At 40.9% G+C, this 19,059-nt stretch carries 12 protein-coding genes; 3 read left to right on the forward strand and 9 right to left on the reverse strand.

Translation table 11 applies throughout. The annotated features are described in order from the left end of the window. Positions 1-2: 2 nt before the first annotated feature. The 9 genes from HFD85_RS19745 to HFD85_RS19785 all read right to left on the reverse strand — a co-directional run bounded on the left by HFD85_RS19745 (position 3) and on the right by HFD85_RS19785 (position 14,610). Positions 3-2,981, reverse strand: coding sequence for a SusC/RagA family TonB-linked outer membrane protein (locus tag HFD85_RS19745; RefSeq protein WP_167613735.1), 2,979 nt, complete (start codon positions 2,979-2,981; stop codon positions 3-5). 35 nt (positions 2,982-3,016) lie between these two features. Next, the gene (locus tag HFD85_RS19750; protein WP_167613737.1) at positions 3,017-4,804 is read right to left on the reverse strand and encodes a RagB/SusD family nutrient uptake outer membrane protein; all 1,788 of its coding nucleotides are present in this window, start codon (positions 4,802-4,804) and stop codon (positions 3,017-3,019) included. Between the two features lie 27 nt (positions 4,805-4,831). Beyond that, positions 4,832-7,888 (reverse strand): SusC/RagA family TonB-linked outer membrane protein, encoded by a 3,057-nt coding sequence (locus HFD85_RS19755; RefSeq protein WP_167613739.1) that lies wholly within the window; start codon positions 7,886-7,888, stop codon positions 4,832-4,834. Positions 7,889-8,031: 143 nt separating this feature from the next. After that, positions 8,032-8,634, reverse strand: coding sequence for a NanQ anomerase/TabA/YiaL family protein (locus HFD85_RS19760; RefSeq protein WP_167613741.1), 603 nt, complete (start codon positions 8,632-8,634; stop codon positions 8,032-8,034). A gap of 51 nt (positions 8,635-8,685) precedes the next feature. Further along, complete coding sequence (locus HFD85_RS19765; RefSeq protein WP_206082037.1) at positions 8,686-9,615, reverse strand: dihydrodipicolinate synthase family protein; 930 nt, start codon at positions 9,613-9,615, stop codon at positions 8,686-8,688. Between the two features lie 8 nt (positions 9,616-9,623). Then, the gene (locus HFD85_RS19770; RefSeq protein WP_167613743.1) at positions 9,624-11,567 is read right to left on the reverse strand and encodes an FG-GAP repeat domain-containing protein; all 1,944 of its coding nucleotides are present in this window, start codon (positions 11,565-11,567) and stop codon (positions 9,624-9,626) included. Between the two features lie 53 nt (positions 11,568-11,620). Continuing rightward, positions 11,621-12,661, reverse strand: a complete 1,041-nt coding sequence (locus HFD85_RS19775) for a LacI family DNA-binding transcriptional regulator (RefSeq protein ID WP_167613745.1) — start codon at positions 12,659-12,661, stop codon at positions 11,621-11,623. A 316-nt stretch (positions 12,662-12,977) separates the two neighbouring features. Beyond that, positions 12,978-14,168, reverse strand: coding sequence for a PAS domain-containing protein (locus tag HFD85_RS19780; protein WP_167613747.1), 1,191 nt, complete (start codon positions 14,166-14,168; stop codon positions 12,978-12,980). 4 nt (positions 14,169-14,172) lie between these two features. Continuing rightward, positions 14,173-14,610, reverse strand: a complete 438-nt coding sequence (locus tag HFD85_RS19785; RefSeq protein ID WP_167613749.1) for an RrF2 family transcriptional regulator — start codon at positions 14,608-14,610, stop codon at positions 14,173-14,175. 110 nt (positions 14,611-14,720) lie between these two features. Between HFD85_RS19785 and ric the strand changes: the two genes are divergently transcribed. The 3 genes from ric (at position 14,721) to HFD85_RS19800 (ending at position 19,059) form a co-directional block, all read left to right on the forward strand. Further along, positions 14,721-15,416, forward strand: a complete 696-nt coding sequence (gene ric, locus HFD85_RS19790) for an iron-sulfur cluster repair di-iron protein (protein ID WP_167613751.1) — start codon at positions 14,721-14,723, stop codon at positions 15,414-15,416. Positions 15,417-15,444: 28 nt separating this feature from the next. Continuing rightward, complete coding sequence (locus HFD85_RS19795) at positions 15,445-17,685, forward strand: nitric-oxide reductase large subunit (protein ID WP_167613753.1); 2,241 nt, start codon at positions 15,445-15,447, stop codon at positions 17,683-17,685. A 144-nt stretch (positions 17,686-17,829) separates the two neighbouring features. Next, positions 17,830-19,059, forward strand: coding sequence for a DUF438 domain-containing protein (locus HFD85_RS19800; protein ID WP_167613755.1), 1,230 nt, complete (start codon positions 17,830-17,832; stop codon positions 19,057-19,059).

The following is a 19,059-nucleotide window of genomic DNA, read 5'->3' on the forward strand; positions in this document are numbered from 1 at the left end:
CATTAAAAGTTTAAGTTCATTCCTATTGTAAATGTTCTCATATAGGGATATGTGGTATAACCAGCGTTGATGTATTCGGGATCAACATCATCTATTCCCGACATAGTCACCAGGTTATTTCCTCGTACATAAAACCTCAAAGTTTCTAAACCAATCGGTTTGATCCAGGTATCGGGGAGCGACACTCCTAATTCCAGTTCTTTTATTTTGAAGTAGTTGCCGTTTTCGAGCCAGAAATCAGAAGGTTGATAATTATTGTCTGCATTGTTTACCGTTAAAGCAGGATATTGGCCTTTGCCCGTTTCCGGATTATAGGTTTCTTTAACAATTTGAGAGTATGCCATTTCGGGTTGTGGCCGGTAATACGAGTTGTTCAAGTACAAATCGTACATTGCTGCTCCATAACCGCTTACCTTTAGGTCAACCTTTTTATAGGCGATTCGAAGGTTGGCGCCAAATTGCAGACTTGGAAACAAATTCCCTAGTTCAACCTGGTCTTTCTCATCAACTCTTCCATCTCCGTTTTTATCGTTATAAGCCAAATCCCCCACTCGTACTTCGCCAAAACGTTGGTTAAGGCTGCTCAGTTCCGATTCGTTTTTTATAATCCCTTTCGACTCGTATCCCATAAAGGCATCAACCGCTTTGCCGTCCATGTTTCGGGCCGTTGGCAAATCTACCGACTGAGATTCATCGTACATGGCCTTCGAATAATTGGCATTAACACTGGCAAGGATGCGCCAGTTTCTGAAGTTTTTTTCGTAGGTCAGGGTTCCGTCGATACCATTATTTTTAATGGAGACAAAATTTATTTGCCGGTTGTACAAACCCGATACCTGGTTGGTAAGCCAGTGCTCATAAATCGGAATATTTGTGCGGTTCATGTTGTAATAATCAACATTTAGCGACAAGTTATTAAAGAATATGGCCTCAAATCCAATGTTCAACTCTGCTGATTTCTCCCAATCGATTTGTTCGTTTGCAACCGTGATGCGATCAGCGGTACGGATGCTGTTACTTGCCTCAATCCCAAATCTTGTACTGTTCGAACCTTCGGCATAATTCCAGCGGGTTGTATATCCAAAGAAGTTAAGCGACTCGTCGGTTCCCGACAAGCCATAACTTGCTTTAAGTTTCAGGAAATTGATTTTTTCGCTGTTAGCGAGAAAATTCTCTTTCGATAATACCCAACCTGCACCAACTGCGGGGAAAAAGCCGTAGTTATTGTCATTGGGTAACCTTGAACTTCCAATATAAGATAGGTTCAGATCGAATACATACTTGTCATTTACAATGTAATTGGTAAGCAAGGTATTCGACTGGGTACTTCTCGGCGAAAATGAATAAATGGTTTGGCTTTTATCTTTAAAAATGGCCAGGTGCATATTTAATTCACTGGCGGCAAACTCCTTGTGATAATCTAACTGCCCCATTGCCGTAAACCGTTTTGTTTCGCGGGTTGCCAATCTGCTAAGGCCGGAGTTCTTTTTTCCCCGAGTCATTGTGTGCAAACTTGCAATTTCGCCATTTTCGAAAGCAGGCAGATAGGAGTAAAAATCATCGTTCTTTCCGAGGGCGATAAAATTTTCACTGTCGAAATGAACAGAGAACTTTCCACTCAGTCCGTTTACAACATTTGATAAATTAAACTTAGTGCCCAGGTTAACCTGTCCTACCCGGTTTACATTTTCACGGATACCGCCCAGTAACATTTCTGCATAAAGGTTTTGGTAATCGGCAGAATTGGAGAAACGACCTGCTCCGAACAATACCGAATCCTGATAACTGCTGTTCCGGAGGATATGCGTATACTCGTTGGGGCGTTGAGTGTTCATTCTGTCAAACAAATCATTGCCATATAAATAATTGGTATTGTTTTGCTCGAGATAAGCATTAACGTCAACAAAAAAGCTTATGTACTGATTCAAATCAAAATCTAAATTAGACCTAATGCTGAAGCGGTTGCTGGAGTTGGCATCGCCGACACCCTCTAAACCTCCATCGTGTAAATAGTTAGCATTAATGCTGTATTGTACGCTCTTATTCCCTCCGCTAAAACTGGTGAGAACCCTTGTATAATTTTTTGAATCATTAAGCAAGTCGTCGTAATAATTATTCGACGGAAACTGAATATTCGGGTTTTTATACCCATCGATTTCCGCCTGGCTGTAGAGGTTTCCTAAACCTGAATTTCTCCGCGCCAGGTTATAGTATTCAACGTATTCTGATGAACTTAGCGGATCGGGCAATAAACCTGGTGTTGATATTCCGGTTTCAACAGAAACTTTTCCCTCATTTTTATAAGGAATTCCCCTCTTGGTAGTAATCAACAGTATGCCATTGGCAGCTTTTCCTTTATAAAATGATTTTGAGACTGCATCTTTAAGCACAGTAACCGATGCTATGTCGGAAGACTGCACATAATCAATGTTCCTTTCCACTCCATCGACTAAAATGAGCGGATCGTTTTGCAGACCGCTAATTCCCCTGATATTAATTTCGTAGGTTCCTCCATGGTCTTCGGGCCTTTCTTTTATATAAAGGCCGGCAGCTTTACCTTTTAAAGCAGCGGCTACATTTACATCTAAGCTGCTGTTTATCTGTTCGGCAGTTATTACAGAAGCAGCCCCGGTAAATTGTTCTCTTGCTATATTTCTATACGGTAAATTTATATTAGAACTTCCGCCAGGCGGAATTTTCACCAATTCAACAGTGCTTTCGTTAAGATCCATTACCTGAATGAATTTAGTGTCATATCCGTTCAACTCGAACAAAAGCACATCGGTGGTAGAAGCTTCGATGGAAAAGTTGCCATTTGCATCGCTTGTGGTGGCTTTATCGCCCGACTTTACGATCACATTTTCAAGTGGCTTATCTTTTTCGCCAACTATTTTCGCCTGAATTAATTTTTCCTGGGCATAAACATTCGCCGTAAAGACAAATGTTATTATTCCGAGTAATATATATATTCTTTTTTTCATTGGTATTTCATTGTTTTATTAATGAGTAATAATGATTACCACCCAGGATTTTGAGTGAAATTGGACAAAATGTCCATCTGATCGATAGGGATTGGATACCAATAATGCTTCTCTTCAAAGTTCTTTGCATAAAACGTTGAAATAGGTTCGTATGCATAGGTATATTGGTCGGGGCCCACCCGTGTAATCACTGCAGTCCACAAATCGTTCATTACCACATGGGCAATGCGCCATCTGCGTATGTCGTGCCAACGTTGATTCTCGAAACAAAGCTCTACGCTACGTTCGTTCCATATTCTTTCCCGGAATGTTTCTTTGGAGCCGGTAAATTGTGGCAATACATCAACAGCACCCACCCTATTGCGAATAATATTTATAGCTTCCACGGCGGTTAGACTGGTACCAGGTACCGTTCCGTTTGGCCCGTAAGCTTCATTTGCTGCTTCGGCAAAATCAAGATACAACTGGGCTACCCTGATATGAATGGATTGCATGTAGTAATTAAAATCATTTTCCCAGATGTTAGCAGATTCAGGCCACCATTTGCGGATTGCATATGGCGTTCCCGGATAATTATCCCTGATGGCTGTACCATCGTGTGATTTCTGGTTCAAATAAGTATCGTAACGCCAGAATTCCATTGGTTTTCGGTTTCCGGGAGTTTCGAAATTCCAGGGAGTTCCATTGGTAAGAATATCATAATAGAAACGGGGATCACGGTTGCTGTAAGGATCCTGGTCGTTGTACCCGCTACCCGAGGCATGAATTGGTAAACCATTTGCCATTTCAAATAAATCAACAAAATTCTGCGTAGGAGAAGCCATGTGCAAATTGGTTGCACCACGAGTCCTTGGTACAAAAGAGGCTAACCATTGTCGACTCCTGGGTTTTCCAGGTCCATCAGTGTAATCCTGGGTAACAGTGTAAAGAATAGCTTCATCGCTTGCCAATTGTGTTTTACTGTAAAAAATCTTTGCATATTCTTCGGCAGTGCTGCCAGGCATTAAGCGATAAAGATTTTTTGAATTTACATAAGCGATTGCCTCAGCTGCTGCCTGAGCTGCTAATTTGCAATATTCGATGTTGTATTGCTTGTTATCGTTCATGTTTGGGCTTGCTGCATAAAGCAGTGCCATCGATTTCAGTGCCAGACAAGCTGTTTTTGTAGCACGTCCTTTTTCGGCATCCGGCCATTTATCAGGTAGCAATTCGAAAGCTTTGTCCAAATCACTAACCAACCAGTCTGTAGATTCCTGGTAGCTCAATCGTGGAAGATCCATATCATCGTCGGAAGCAAATGCTTTATCAAATTTGAAGAAGCCCCCGAAACGACGAATCAACTGGAAGTAATTCCATGCCCTTTTAAAATAGGCCTGCCCCTCAAGCTCTTGCAGTTGTTGTGGTGTTGCATCTTCAATATCCCCAAGGCGCTCCAGGCAAATATTGATTGTTCTCAAATTTCTAAAACACATGTCGGGAATCCCCAACCTTCTGATATCTGTATAATCGGATGCTTTTAAACCCCAATCGGTTTCCACTGAAGTTCCATCCATATAGTTACCGGTATTAATAGATTTGGCTGGATCTCCCGAAGCTGTGGTCACTCCTTCATCGCCCAATGAAAAAATGTATCCGTTCCAACCATCAATAAAGAATTCCTGATCCTGATAATAAACCTTATCAAATGCTCCCTTAAAAGATTGGTATCGTGAATAAACCTGGGCATCGGTAACTCCCATTTCAGGAGATTTATCCAGATAATCTTCGCAAGCTGATGTAAAAAACACAGCGACTGCAAGTATTGTATATTTTATATATTTCATAGTTTCAAATTTTTTCATGATGAATCACTAAAAAGATAAGCGAAAGCCAATATTGTATCTTTTTAACAAGGGATAAGCTTGTGTATTGGCCGCTTCCGGATCAACCCTGCTATCAAAATTGGTAAACGTAAACAGATTGTTCCCGTTCACAAATATGGTACATGCAGATGCCCCAAACCTTTCGAGAAAGGCTTTGTGCACATTGTATGAGAACTCGGCGGATTTTAACCTTAAAAATGCTGCGTTCTGAATTCCATAGGTTGAATTTTGACGGTTGTGTTTCTGAATGGTTCCGTCATTTCGCGGCCGATCAGCTATTTCGGCAGTTTCCGGCGTCCATCTGTCAAGCGATTCAGGCCAGTCGGTTCCCCACAATATAGCTCCATTCAATCTTTTTCGGGTCCCCCAAACTCCATTAAAATTGGCCGCCAGACTAAAATTCTTGTAAGTAACACCAAGGTTGGTGGTTGCACTGTATGCAGGAATTTCATCCAGCCGGACAGGTGCATAATCGATCTCATCGATCAAGCCGTCGGCATTAAAATCGATATAGGCCAAATCTCCCGGCATGCGTGAAGTGTTTTCCCACGACGATGCCGTGTACGCGTAAACATCGTCCCACGACCGTTGCAGGTCGGGATTCAGCAGATAATAATTTGTACTGATTGGTTTTCCTTCAGCTCTTTGATAATCCACACGGTTGGGTGGGTCGTCACGGAAGACCACTCTGTTTTCGTTGAAGGTGACGAAAGTGCTTACAAAATAGCTAAAGTCAGGGCCAACATTATCCCTCCATTTCAGCAATATTTCGTAACCGTGGCTTTTGGTTTCACCAATATTTGCATCTGGTGCCTGTTGTCCGAACCACTTTGGAGTTGTGTTTCCGCGGGTCATCAGGATGCCAGTACGGCGCTCCTTAAATAAGTCAATTTCGATGTTCAACTTATTAATAACTTTAAACTCAAAAGCCAGGTTTTCTTTGGTAGCCGTTTCCCAGGTTGCGTTAACATTGGCGGCCTTCCCTTCATAATATAGTGGACCATAGGTGTAAGCCTGTGTATGACCAAAAGTTACACTTTCTTTGGTAGTATAATCAGAAATATAGGTAAAAGGAGACGCTCCCCTGTCGCTACCAACTTCACCATAAGTGTACTTTATTTTGGCATAATTCAGGATATTTGAAAAATTGCTTTCCTTATAAAAACTCTCTTCTGAGAGGACCCATCCAAGACCAAATGCAGGAAAAAATCCAAAGCGTTGTCCACGTGCAAATTTCTCCGAACCGGTATAACCTCCCGTAAATTCGGCGAGGTATTTACTTGCATAAGCGTAAGTTGCCCTGCTTGCCCACGATTCTTCGTAGCTTGGGAAGTTCGACCTGTAATTATTTTTCCTCCGGTTAAATAAAATTAATCCTGTTACATCGTGATTTCCCCAGGAATTGGCATAATTTGCAGACAATTCGTAATACAAATCGCGTTGGTAATCAGATGTGCTAATGTCGTCGTACTCTGCCGGTTTTTCTACCCATTCCTGAGCAGGTTGATAGGTAGAATGCAGGATCGGATCCGAATCCTCCGACATTTGATACATCCCGATAATATCTTTGTAGGTTACTTGTTGCGTTTCTAAATACGAGTTGTATGAAATTTTTCCTTTGGCAGAAAGTCCTTTCAACAAAAAGCCCAAATCCTGTTTCAGGTTTATATCGGTAAAAAGCCGTGTTGATTTTTCCATTCCGGCTCCCTGATAGTTTAAATTGTAAATGATATTTGCTCCGCGCTGCACAGCATCTGTTCCCAGATAACCATTGGGATAGTATACGGGAAACACTGTGTTTGGCGCCTGGTAAAACAACTCGTTAAACATGGTAACGTTGGCACCGTTTAAAGGATCGCGCCCCAGCCATGATAATGGTCGTTGTCGAACACCAATTTCACCGGCCAGATTGATACCGAGGTCAGTGGTTTTTGTTAATTTATAATCAATGTTGCTTCGGTAATTGTAGCGCTCGTATTTAAACCTCGGATCGTATTCCGCTTGTTTTTCGGTTTTATAAATGTCGCCATCATTCAAATAGCCTACCGACACAAAATACTTGGCACGTTCGGTTCCACCATCAACGTTAACATTATAATTCTGTGTGAATCCAAAATCTTTCAAAACCAGATCTTTCCACTCGTAATTTGGATGATAAATGGGGTCGGTGCCATTAACATATATATCTATCTCCTCCTGAGATAACACAGATCCCCAGTTTCTCTCTCTGTATTGAGTCTCGTTGTTTAGCATGAAAATGGTTCCCACATCCAAATGATCGTAATCGTTTGTTTGCTGTTTAACACCAAAGTTTGTATTAATTGAAACTGTGGGTGCTTTTACCGAGCCCCTTTTGGTGGTAATAAGAATTACGCCATTTGCACCTTTCACACCAAAAACGGCGGTTGCCGATGCATCTTTTAGCACCGAAACCGATTCTACTTCGTTGGGATCAACACCAACCATTGTTCTTTCAATTCCATCTACCAGAATCAATGGGGCGTTGGAACCATTCCATGTAGACCGTCCCCTGATGAGTAAATCAGCCTGGTCGAGCCCGGGTTCTCCTGTTTTGTTTAAGGCAGTTACCCCTGGAAGCATTCCGGCCAAAGCCGAACTGATATTAGTAACTGCTCCTACCTTAATCAATTCTTCTCCTTTTGTTTGGGCAATGGAGCCCACACTGGATGCCTTCTTTTGAGTACCATATCCCACTACAAGTACATCTTGCAGTTCTTGCATTTGTTCTGTCAGTTCTACTGTTAGGTTTTCTGAATTGATGTTCGCAATCTCCTGTTTTGCAAATCCAATCATTGAAAAAACCAGAACGTCTGAGCCCTTATCAATGTCAATCTTAAAAGATCCATCACCGTTCGTGACAGTTCCGATTGTGGTTCCCTTAATAATAATACTAACTCCGGGCAAGCCCATGCCGTCAGCAGCGGAAACTACTTTTCCTGTTACCGTAAAATTTCTTTGCGCCATTACCGAGAGGCTCGTCATGAACATCAAAAAAATCAACATTAAAATTTTAGTTTTATTCATACTTGTTTGATTAAGTAATAGTTTAATAGTTCATACATATCTTCTTAATGTCCGGCAAAATAACCGGACCGGCAGGATGTTTTAATTCGCTTTTGAATTGTTTGCTCTTTTTCATACATATTTATTTTAAGTGTTACTAAATATCAGTTGACTTGTATTTTAAAGACAATCTTTCGGACAATACTCGCTTCGTTAACCTGAATACAAGGCCTGTGAATATCTTCTGGAAAAAAAATAAAGTATGTAGATGGCGAGGCTAAAAGCATGTCCCCACCGTCAAATTCAAAAAATGCTATATCTTTCTCTTCATCATAAGGAGAAATTACATCAAGATCTTTACGATGGGTTAATCCGATGTATTCTTCGCCGGAAATAATATATTGTAAATCAATAAATTTCCTATGCGACTCATACTTTGCATCCAAAGGGTTTTTAGTCTCGTATTCACTCACAACTGCGTAAACATTTTCATTTATATCTATTCGCCCGGGTTCAAGGCTTTTCAGATCAGTCTCAACCAGCAACTTAAAAACACTGTTCCATCTTTCAGGATATTTATCAAAATGTTTCTTTAGTTGTTTAATATTTATCGATGTGTCCGGCTTAGCCATAAAATCACTTCGAATTGTATTTGCTGTAATATGAACCGACTTCATTTGTGTACGTTTTCCAGTTGAGGAGCATCCCACAGAAAACAGGAAGTACACCGCAACCACTGTTATTGATAAAACTCTTTTTCTCTTCATATTTTTACACATATTTGCTTAATCGTTTTAGCTATGTGGCAAATGATTTATTTATGAGCTTCTTTGAACTTTTGTTTTAATGAGTTGTAAATCCTCTATTGCTTGAATCACTTCTGCCTGTTCTTTCGAACTAAAATTCATTAAAGGTTGCTCCAGAATGTTGTTGCAAATACCTAATACCGATAGCGCACATTTTACACTCATCAAAAAGCTGGATCCATATTTTCCCACGTTGTATATTGTTGAAGACACCTGCATTACTTTTTCCTGCAATCTCCTGACTTCTGTTATGTTTCCTTCAAATGCTGAATTGTACAAATCCACATATAATTTTGGAAAGATATTTGCACCACCGTTCACACCGCCATCGGCTCCCATCATCACCACCTCGGCCATCATCTCTTCGGGTCCTATAAAAAATGAAAAATCGCTGCGATCGCGCATGGCATGCATTACCGACTGAAAATAGGTACCGTTTCCCGAACTGTCTTTAAAACCAATCACTTTGGGATTCTCGGCAATTCTTCGGATGGTTGATGGTGCAAAAGAAACTTTCGTCATACCCGGCATATTGTAGAGGTAAAGCGGCAATTCCAGCGAACGCACCAGGTTTTCGTAAAACATGGCCAGCTCAGTTTGTTCCAACGGGAAATAATAAGGCGGCGCAGAAACCACCGCATCGGCGCCTGCTTCGTAAGCCACCTGCGAAAGCCGAATACTTTCAACTATGGATGTATGCGAAATGCCTACCAAAAGAGGTACACGCCCGTTTAAAATCCGGCTCGATTCCTGTATCATCTTGGTTTGAAGGTTGAAACTCAGACTGGGGCCTTCTCCAGTAGTTCCGAGAATGAATATACCGTGTACACCTCCTTCAATAACATGCTCAATCAGTCTTTCCAGACCTTCAATGTCAAGGGTATCGTTATCCAATAAAGGCGTGATCAAGGGAGGTACTATTCCCCGTAATTTTTGTTTCATTAATGTTCTTATTTAAAGGTTTTATTTTTTAAGAAATAGAAATGTCCATCTTCAGCTCCCAGGAGGATGTCATACTTTCCGTCATTGTTCCAATCTATTGGAGTCGGACTTGTGGTATGGCCTGATAAAATGATGTCACTAATGTTTCCTTTGTTTTCAAAATATGCGCTGTTGCCTTTTTGCCTTGTGTTTTCGTAGTATCCGGCATTTCCGTTGTTGGTGTTCACTATTAAATCCATTCTGCCATCATTGTTCCAGTCCACAAAACACAGCTTTCTGCGCCCCGATCGTCCACCGATTCCGTCAGTTAATCGCAGCAGTTCTTCCTTATTGCCGGAATCTTCTTTTTCATTCACCAGGTAGAAGATTCGTTTGCCCGGTTTTAACCACAACTGTCCGTCCTTTTTAAAACGCTCGTAAAAACTCAAATATCCTTCATGGTCGAGCATGACCAGATCATTCAAACCATCACCGTTCCAGTCGATGGCGTAAGGCGTAGTTCTCCATTGCGTTACCAGTTCGGTTGGTTCAGGATCCCACCAGTTCCAGGCCGGTTTTAAAGGTTCTCCCTCCCAATTTACTTTTACCGAATACGGACCTTCAAGATTTAAAAGATCACCGGTGTTTTTATACCAGATAACTTTCCCGAAAATCGAATTGGCAATTATGTCCTTCTTTCCATCATTGTCCCAATCGGCAACACTTAACGTCATGTATCCCCATTTTTCTTCGGCCGGCCCCTGAATGGAACCATTTTTACCGGCTAAAATCCGAATGTCTTTACCATTTGTTTTGAGCAAGACCGGGGCATTCCATTTGGGATTTTTACCTCCGCCCAGGTTTTCAATAAAACAGATGTTCCCGGCTGAGTTCCCGCAAATTATATCTTCATCGCCATCGTTGTCCCAATCAACTGAATAAGGTGTTGAAAGCGCTCCAAACTTTAAATTGTCCGCCTTTTGTTTCAGATAAACCAGCGGCTCGAAAACCGGTGCGTTGTTTTTTGTCTTTCCTGTGTTTTTCAGGTAAGCAACACTGCCGTCTTCGTCACCCACCAATAAATCGACAAAACCATCATTATTAAAGTCTATTGAAGTTGGTGTAATCATTTGAACGTGCAGACGGATGGTATCTCCCTTTTTATCTATTAAGATCTGTCCCTTCCGGAATTCAGGATTTGAGGGCGATCCAATGTTTTTATACCAGGTGAGTTTATCAACGAACTCTCCGCAAATCAGATCGGCTTTTCCATCGTTATCAAAGTCGGCCATGTTGGCACCGGGCGCACCATAGGTTTCAATGGGCTGATTGGCTGCCACAATTTTCCCTTTGCTTACATATTTACCGTTCTTGTTTTCGATGAAATATACAAAACCACGAAGCGGTCCGTTTTTCCAAATGCCGTTTTCATCGTAAGCATTGTCCCAGCCGTACTCAAACCAATCGTCAATTCCGTTAATGAGGTCCAAATCGCCGTCGTTGTCAAAATCAACATAGCTCCACATGTTGCTTCTCACTTTTTTAAAGTCGCTTGCCGGCAGAACATCAACTCTTACTGTATCCGGCTGAGAATAAATATTTTCTTTGAAATTTTTGAATTCGATTTCCTGACGGAACACATGTAACTCGCCGTTTGCATACGATGCCTGAATATTCTTAAAAGCCCTGTCCGAAAGCTTTTTTGAGACGTCGAAAAGTGGCTTTTCCGCTGTGCCAATGTTCTGATAATAATATAAGCCTTTGTAAGGAGTATCGGGGCACGACATGATGATATCGATAAGCCCGTCATTGTTATAATCAAGCGGAATGGGTGTTCCCCAGAGTCCTGTACCTAAATTCACCACAAGGTCCGGATTATTATACTTTACCCGAATATCATCTGCCGTTTGTGCGGTGCTGCAAAACGCGAAAACAATAAAAATAAGCAGGTTCAAAAATTTAAAGTTTTTCATTGATATATAGTATCAGTTTAGCTTAATCGTTTTAGCTATTTATTGTAAAAATATTAATCAAGTCTGCTAAGCACCTTCTTTTTAGGAGTCGAACTTTGAATTACGAGTTCTGGCTCAGCAATAAACCCTTTTCCGCGGGTATTGTCATTATTTATCTTATCTACTAAAATATTAACCGCTTCAATGGCAATTCTTTCAAGAGGTTGTTTAATATAAGTGATGGGATTTTCAAGTAAATTAAAAACATCACTTCGGTTAAACCCAACAAAAGCGAGGTCTTCCGGAATTCTCACTTTCATTTCCTTCAAACAATAGATCCCATTTACGGATAGCATATTGGTTAAACAGACCACAGCATCGGTTTTCGCTTTCAACAATCGTTTTAAGGTATCGTGCATTTCCGATCGCGGATTGGATAAATTTATTCGGTTGACGTTCAAATATTCTGTAAAACCGGCTTTACGCATGGTTTCTTCATAGCCGGCAACACGTTCTTTAATGTGGTTCATTTCAGTTTCATAAGAAATAACTGATATCCTGCTGTAACCATTTTCAATTAAATGTCGGGTAATGAGTTCCGTTGCTTTGAAATTGTCCAAAACAGAGTAACCCACTTTTACATCCGGGAAATGCCTGTCGACAAGTACAAGTGGCACCTCGTCATGGCAAAGTTCTTCAATGACTTCTTTGGAACCATCACAAGGCACAACAATTAAGCCCTCCACACCTTTGTTAACCAAAACTCTTATGAGTCTTTTGGTACTTTCCAGGTCCTCGTCCGAACTACTGAACAAAACCGTATAGTCGAGTTCGCTCGCCCGGTCTTCAATAATTCTGGATATCGTTGAGTAAAAAGGATTGGATATATCGGTAACCAAAACACCAATAAGCTGTGACTTTCCTCCACGTAGGTTCTTTGCAACCAGGTTGGGAGAATAATTCATCTCCTTCGCTTTTTTTATGACACGCTGTGCCATTTCCTCACTTATCCTGTGTTGCTTAGCTTTACCATTTAACACAAAAGAAACCAATGCAGTAGACACGCCCAATGAGGCCGCCAGATCTTTTATTGAAGTTCTTTTTTCGTTTGACATTTTGGTTTAACATTCAACAGCTTATCTGCTAATTCGATTTAGCTACAAATATATGCTAATTCGTTTTAGCAAACAAGCATTTTGTATTTTTTTTTTGTGATATTTTCGAATTTACATCGTTAATGGCAACATTGATATAGCCAAAAGAATGTTTTGTTATTCCGGAAAAGGAAAACGACAGAGGGGATTAACTGCATTTTTTTTGATGATCCTACCTGATAACACAGGTAATAAAAGGATTTTAAAATTCAACGAATGGTGGCACATTCCGAAAAGACATTACACGCGGTTATCCTTCAACTTTCACCTATAATGCCTACCAATCCAAAAGCTTCTTTTCGCCTGTGAGTTGTTGGATTCCGGTAATCTCCTGAGATACTTCCACAACACCTTTATAAGTCCCGGAATCATCGCGAATGGCAAAATATTGAATCAAGAGCATTTCTCCGTTCATCGTTATCCAAAAACTGGCATCATCCTTTTCTCCTGCTTTAAATGACCGGATAATTTTTTCCACTACATGCACACTTTCTTTTGGGTGACAATTGTGAACATCACGACCGATGATCGCTTTGGTGCGGGGGAAAATTCGTTTTTTTGGTGCTGAAAAATATTGAACCGTATCATTCTCGTCGACAAATGTCAGATCAACCGGCAAATGATTAAATAGTAATCTCACCTGTTCAACTGTTAGATTTCCTGTCCCGAGATTCATGTTTTGATCCGGGGTTGAATCAATTTGCGACTCGTTTGCAAGCAGGTCAGGTTCATAAAACGGAAAACCAATTTCCAGAGCTTCGACTAAAAGAGTGTCCAATTCTTTTTCAGGAACTTTTTCTTCAACCAGTGGAAATAATATCCGTTCCTCTCTGAATTTAACTGCATTCATATTAAAATAGATCTCTCCAATCAATCGGTTAAACTCCGTTTGGTCGGAAATACCTTTTTCCGCTATTTCAATGCACCTTTTTAAATTCCGTTTGATGTCGTCATGAAAAGACCACATTACCGACAAACAGCGAAATTCGGGTACATGTTTCTCGATGACCGGAAAAAGCAGATTTTCTTTAATCAGGTAGTACTTTGAGAAGCTCTCTAATTCAACCAGTTTTTCAACTGCCGATTTACTTAAACCGTCTGAATTATTCTTCCTGTTTAATTCTTTTATGACAGGTTTCAGCTCAGTCAATTTTTGCAACATCAGGCGGTTATTTTCCACACATACCCATAAAAAGCTTTTTTCGCGAGGTGGAAAATAAGGATATTCGGCTATGGTTTTATAAAGTAAATTCAATAGTTTATTGATTCCCTTCTTAAGCTCGGGCATTGGAATTTCCATCTTCACCAGTTCATCCACCAGATACACAATATCAGTTGGCACGCACAAACCGATAATTCCCTTATATTTTTCGTAAAGCTCTTTTACGTTATCACTCCTCAAAATAGCTGAAAACAATTCCTTTAGTTTTTCAAGGCGCTGACTTCGATGATTGCTTAATTCCGACATGTTTCTATTTTCGGTTTAATATAATGTCAAACGCAGAACTGTTGTTATCGGCTAAATTCTGAATGGTTTCTTCATTCACCAATTGGTTCAGGGCATTACGTATAGGTGCATATGATGTATGAAGTGGACAAGGATTTTGTTCGTCACATTGCTTTAAGCCAAATCCACATCCGTTAAACAAGCCGTCACCTTCAATACTTACAATGACTTCTTTCAATGTGAGATCGGGCTTATCGGGATTGAAAGAATAGCCTCCGTTTTTACCTTTTGATGATTGAATGAACCCCAATCGCACAAGACGTTGTAAAATTTTTGCCATGTAATGCAACGGTGTTTCAACTTCAGTTGAGATCTCTGAAATTCCAGGACTTCTTCCCTCCTGGTTTTGCCGGCTGATATAAACCAGTCCTCTTAAAGCATATTCTGTTTCTTTCTTAAACACTTTAATTCTTTTGCTTGTAAAAATAAACATTTTTTCAATCGACTAATGGACCTTTTGGTCCATATTAAAAAAATATATTTATATTTGGCAAAGATTAAAGTTAAAATACAATGAATCAGATAGAATTTAAGCAACGGCAGATCGGCGAAATTGTAGCTGACGACTTCAGAACATCCCGAGTATTTACAGAGGTTGGTATTGATTTCTGTTGTGGTGGAAAACAAACGGTGGGACAAGCATGTGAAGAATTGGGAATTGACGTTTCGACCTTAGAAATTAAGGTTGAAGAAATAAAGCAGGAAGAGTTTAATGCGAATATGAATTTCAAGGACTGGAGCTTGAATTTTTTGATCGACTATATTCAAAACGTCCATCATACCTATGTAAAAAACACCTTGCCCGAGTTGCTGTTTTATACCGGGAAAATAGCAAATGTACATGGCGAAAGACATCCTGAGCTGATTCAAATAGCGCACGATGTCAAGAATGTAAGTGAAGAGTTGACCTTGCATTTAGAAATGGAAGAGAACGTTTTGTTTCCTGCCATTCTTTCCTATCTGGCAAACCCTGGTAATGATACTAAATCGACTATTGTTTCAGAAATAACACGGATGTTGGGAGAACATGATTTTGCCGGCGGAGTTTTTGACAAAATCAACAAAACAACAGAAGGTTACAAAACTCCTGTAGACGCTTGCAGTACTTATGAGGTTGCATTCAAAACCATGAAACAATTTGAGGACGACTTGCATGTTCATGTGCATCTCGAAAACAATATTTTATTCCCAAAGGCACTAAAACTATAAAACTAAATCAAATTCTAATCAGCTAATTATGAAAGCAAAAAAATTATGGTTGGGCTTTATTGCCGTGATGGTTATTTCCTTTAGTGTATTGTTATTTTACGGAAATGAAATTTACCGTAAAGCACCACCCATTCCTGAGAAAGTAATGACAACATCCGGCGAAGTTCTGTTTTTGGGGCAGGATATAAAGGATGGACAAAATGTTTGGCAATCAATGGGCGGACAAGAGTTAGGCACAGTGTGGGGACATGGTGCCTACCAGGCTCCCGACTGGAGTGCCGACTGGCTGCACAAAGAAGCGGTTTTTATGCTGAACGAACTCGCGAATGAAAGCGAAGGAATTCCTTACGATCAGTTAAGTGAAGAGAAACAGGCTTCTTTAAAAATTATCCTGCAAAAAGACCTGCGCAAAAATACCTATGATCCTGAATCAAAGGTTTTGACTATTTCCGACTTGCGGGCAAAAGCCATTCAAAGCAACAGTGAGTTCTATGCAGGGCTGTTCACCGATAATCCTGACATGGCTGATCTTCGTGATGCCTACAGCATTCCGGAGAACACTTTAAAAACGGAAGAGCGAGTTCGATTACTCAACAGTTTTTTCTTTTGGATCTCATGGGCCTGTGTTACAGAACGGCCGAATAAGGATATAACCTATACAAATAACTGGCCTGCAGAAGAGCTGGTAGGAAACAGACCTACGGGAGAATTGCACTTATGGACCGGTTTCAGTGTGATAATTCTTTTGGCCGGAATTGGATTAATGTCAATTTATTATGCCCGCCGTCGCAATGAAGAGGAAGTGGCACCAAAAATATTTCCGTTGAAAGGTGAAAAACAAACGCCATCTCAAAAAGCAACCGTCAAGTATTTCTGGGTGGTTTCTGCACTCCTTTTGGTACAGGTTATAATGGGCGTAATCACTGCTCACTACGGCGTTGAAGGGCAAGCCTTGTACGGTATTCCTTTATCCGATTGGCTTCCCTACTCTGTTTCAAGAACCTGGCACGTTCAGATTGCCATTTTCTGGATCGCCACCTCGTGGTTGGCCACCGGATTATATTATGCCCCGGCCATATCGGGTATAGAACCAAAATTTCAGAAACTCGGTGTTAACTTTCTGTTCCTGGCTTTGCTTGTCATCGTTGTAGGATCATTGGCAGGTCAGTGGATGGGCGTAATGCAAAAACTAGGTTTGGTAACTAATTTTTGGTTTGGTCACCAGGGCTACGAATACGTTGATTTGGGGCGTTTCTGGCAAATATTCCTTTTTGTCGGTTTAATTATCTGGTTACTGTTAATGGGGCGGGCCATCTATCCGGCACTCAAACAAAAATCAGAAAACAGAAACCTGCTGATCTTATTTTTGATCTCAACCATAGCCATCGCAGCTTTTTACGGCGCCGGATTAATGTGGGGAAGACAAACTAACCTGGCCATAGCTGAATACTGGAGATGGTGGGTTGTGCACCTTTGGGTAGAAGGATTTTTCGAGGTATTTGCTGCTGTGGTTGTGGCTTTTCTTTTTGTTCGGTTGGAAATTATTAAAGCGGGTACGGCTACTTTGGCGGTATTGTTTTCTACCATAATCTTTTTGTCGGGAGGAATACTCGGCACATTTCACCATTTGTATTTTACGGGTACGCCAACCGCAGTAATGGCGCTCGGAGCAACTTTCAGTGCGCTTGAGGTAGTGCCACTTGTATTAATGGGTTTCGAAGCCTTCGATAATTTGAAAGTAAGCCGAAGTTCGGAATGGATTAAAGCCTATAAATGGCCTATTTACAGCTTTATCGCCGTGGCTTTCTGGAACCTGGTTGGTGCAGGTATTTTTGGATTCCTCATTAATCCACCCACAGCCTTGTATTATATGCAGGGATTGAATACGACTCCTGTGCACGGACACACTGCCTTATTTGGGGTGTATGGAATGCTGGGAATAGGTCTTATGCTGTTTGTATTACGCGATATGAACAAAGATGTGGTTTGGAAAGACCGCTGGATAAAATTTGCCTTTTGGAGCATCAATATTGGTTTAGCCGCAATGGTTTTGATCAGTGTGCTCCCAATTGGTCTGGCACAAACCGTTGCCAGTGTAAAAGAAGGATTATGGTGGGCACGTTCAGCAGAATTTATGCAACAGCCTTACCTGATCACTTTTAAATGGTTGCGTGTAATTGGCGATACCATTTTTGCACTGGGAACTGTAGCGCTGGCCTGGTTCATTTTCGGGCTGAAATTCGGATGGAGCCTGAAGAATCAGGAATAAGAATTAAACGGGGGAGTCTGGGTGAGAGGTATGCGGATGTACTGTGTCCGGATTTTGGGCGCAGTATATCCCTCCTTTTTCATGTTTTGAAAACTTTTATTTCCGTAGACTCGTTACGCAGAATGATAATCAACATAAATTAGAATGAGCGAATTCATCGACAACTCGAAGCACAGAAAAGCCAGACTTAAAGAATCAATTTTGAGGCTGCATGCCGGAGATTCTACCGATGATGTCAGGCAGGAATTATTGGAAAACCTAAGCAACATACCCTACGGCGAAGTTGTGGAAGTGGAACAGGAACTGATTGCAGAAGGCTTGCCGGAAGAAGAGGTGCTTAAGCTTTGTGATGCCCATTCAGCCGTTCTGCATGGTGCCGTCGATCTGTCGGCTTCTAAATCAATTCCCGAGGGCCATCCGGTTGACGTCATGCTGCAGGAAAACAAAATGCTGAAACGTTTATCCGACAATACAACCGAGGAATTGCTGGCAATCAAATACCGTAAAGGAGAAGACTTTAAACAGGCCGTATTGAAAATCCGAGGTGCTTTCAACCAGTTAATGGATGTCGACAAACATTATCAGCGAAAAGAATATTTACTATTCCCCTATCTTGAAAAGGCCGGCATAACTGGGCCACCAAAAGTAATGTGGGGCAAACACGATGAAATTCGTGAACAATTAAAAGGAAGTACCGAAATTCTTCAGCTTGACGAAATTGAAAGCGAAGATTTGACTGCATCTGCTGAGATCATATTATTACCGGCATTGAAAGGTGTTTACGAAATGACCATTAAAGAAGAAGAAATTCTTTTCCCGATGATGATGGATACACTTTCGGATGCTGATTGGTACGAAATACAAAAACAATCGCTTGAAATTGGCTACTGCCTTTACGATCCACAGATTGAATGGAAACCTGAAGGAGTAGAGCCCGAAAGCATTAATGCTGCGCAAAAGGAGGGCAAGAACATTCAACTTCCGTCAGGAAACTTTACCGCCGAAGAGCTTTTATCCATTTTAAACACCATCCCGGTTGACATGACATTTGTTGACCGCAACGATAAAGTAAAATATTTTACCCAGAGTAAAGATCGTATTTTTCAACGCAACCGGGCCATTTTGAACCGCGATGTACGCCACTGTCATCCTCCGGCAAGCGCTCATATCGTCGATAAAATTCTGGAAAATTTTAAAAGCGGCAAACAAAACCGTGCTCCGTTTTGGATAAATATGGGTGGCCGTTTTATCCATATCGAATACTTTGCTTTGCATAACGACGCCGGCGAATATTTGGGAACTTTGGAGGTTTCTCGCGACTTAACACATGATCGCTCACTGGAAGGAGAACAACGAATATTATCATACAAATAA

Source organism: Maribellus sediminis (genome assembly GCF_011799805.1).
Lineage (GTDB): Bacteria > Bacteroidota > Bacteroidia > Bacteroidales > Prolixibacteraceae > Draconibacterium > Draconibacterium sediminis_A.

Coding starts and splice junctions, on each gene's coding strand:
- HFD85_RS19745 (WP_167613735.1), bottom strand. CDS start 2,981: ATGAAAAAAAGAATATATATATTACTCGGAATAATAACATTTGTCTTT.
- HFD85_RS19750 (WP_167613737.1), bottom strand. CDS start 4,804: ATGAAATATATAAAATATACAATACTTGCAGTCGCTGTGTTTTTTACA.
- HFD85_RS19755 (WP_167613739.1), bottom strand. CDS start 7,888: ATGAATAAAACTAAAATTTTAATGTTGATTTTTTTGATGTTCATGACG.
- HFD85_RS19760 (WP_167613741.1), bottom strand. CDS start 8,634: ATGAAGAGAAAAAGAGTTTTATCAATAACAGTGGTTGCGGTGTACTTC.
- HFD85_RS19765 (WP_206082037.1), bottom strand. CDS start 9,615: ATGAAACAAAAATTACGGGGAATAGTACCTCCCTTGATCACGCCTTTA.
- HFD85_RS19770 (WP_167613743.1), bottom strand. CDS start 11,567: ATGAAAAACTTTAAATTTTTGAACCTGCTTATTTTTATTGTTTTCGCG.
- HFD85_RS19775 (WP_167613745.1), bottom strand. CDS start 12,661: ATGTCAAACGAAAAAAGAACTTCAATAAAAGATCTGGCGGCCTCATTG.
- HFD85_RS19780 (WP_167613747.1), bottom strand. CDS start 14,168: ATGTCGGAATTAAGCAATCATCGAAGTCAGCGCCTTGAAAAACTAAAG.
- ric (WP_167613751.1), top strand. CDS start 14,721: ATGAATCAGATAGAATTTAAGCAACGGCAGATCGGCGAAATTGTAGCT.
- HFD85_RS19795 (WP_167613753.1), top strand. CDS start 15,445: ATGAAAGCAAAAAAATTATGGTTGGGCTTTATTGCCGTGATGGTTATT.
- HFD85_RS19800 (WP_167613755.1), top strand. CDS start 17,830: ATGAGCGAATTCATCGACAACTCGAAGCACAGAAAAGCCAGACTTAAA.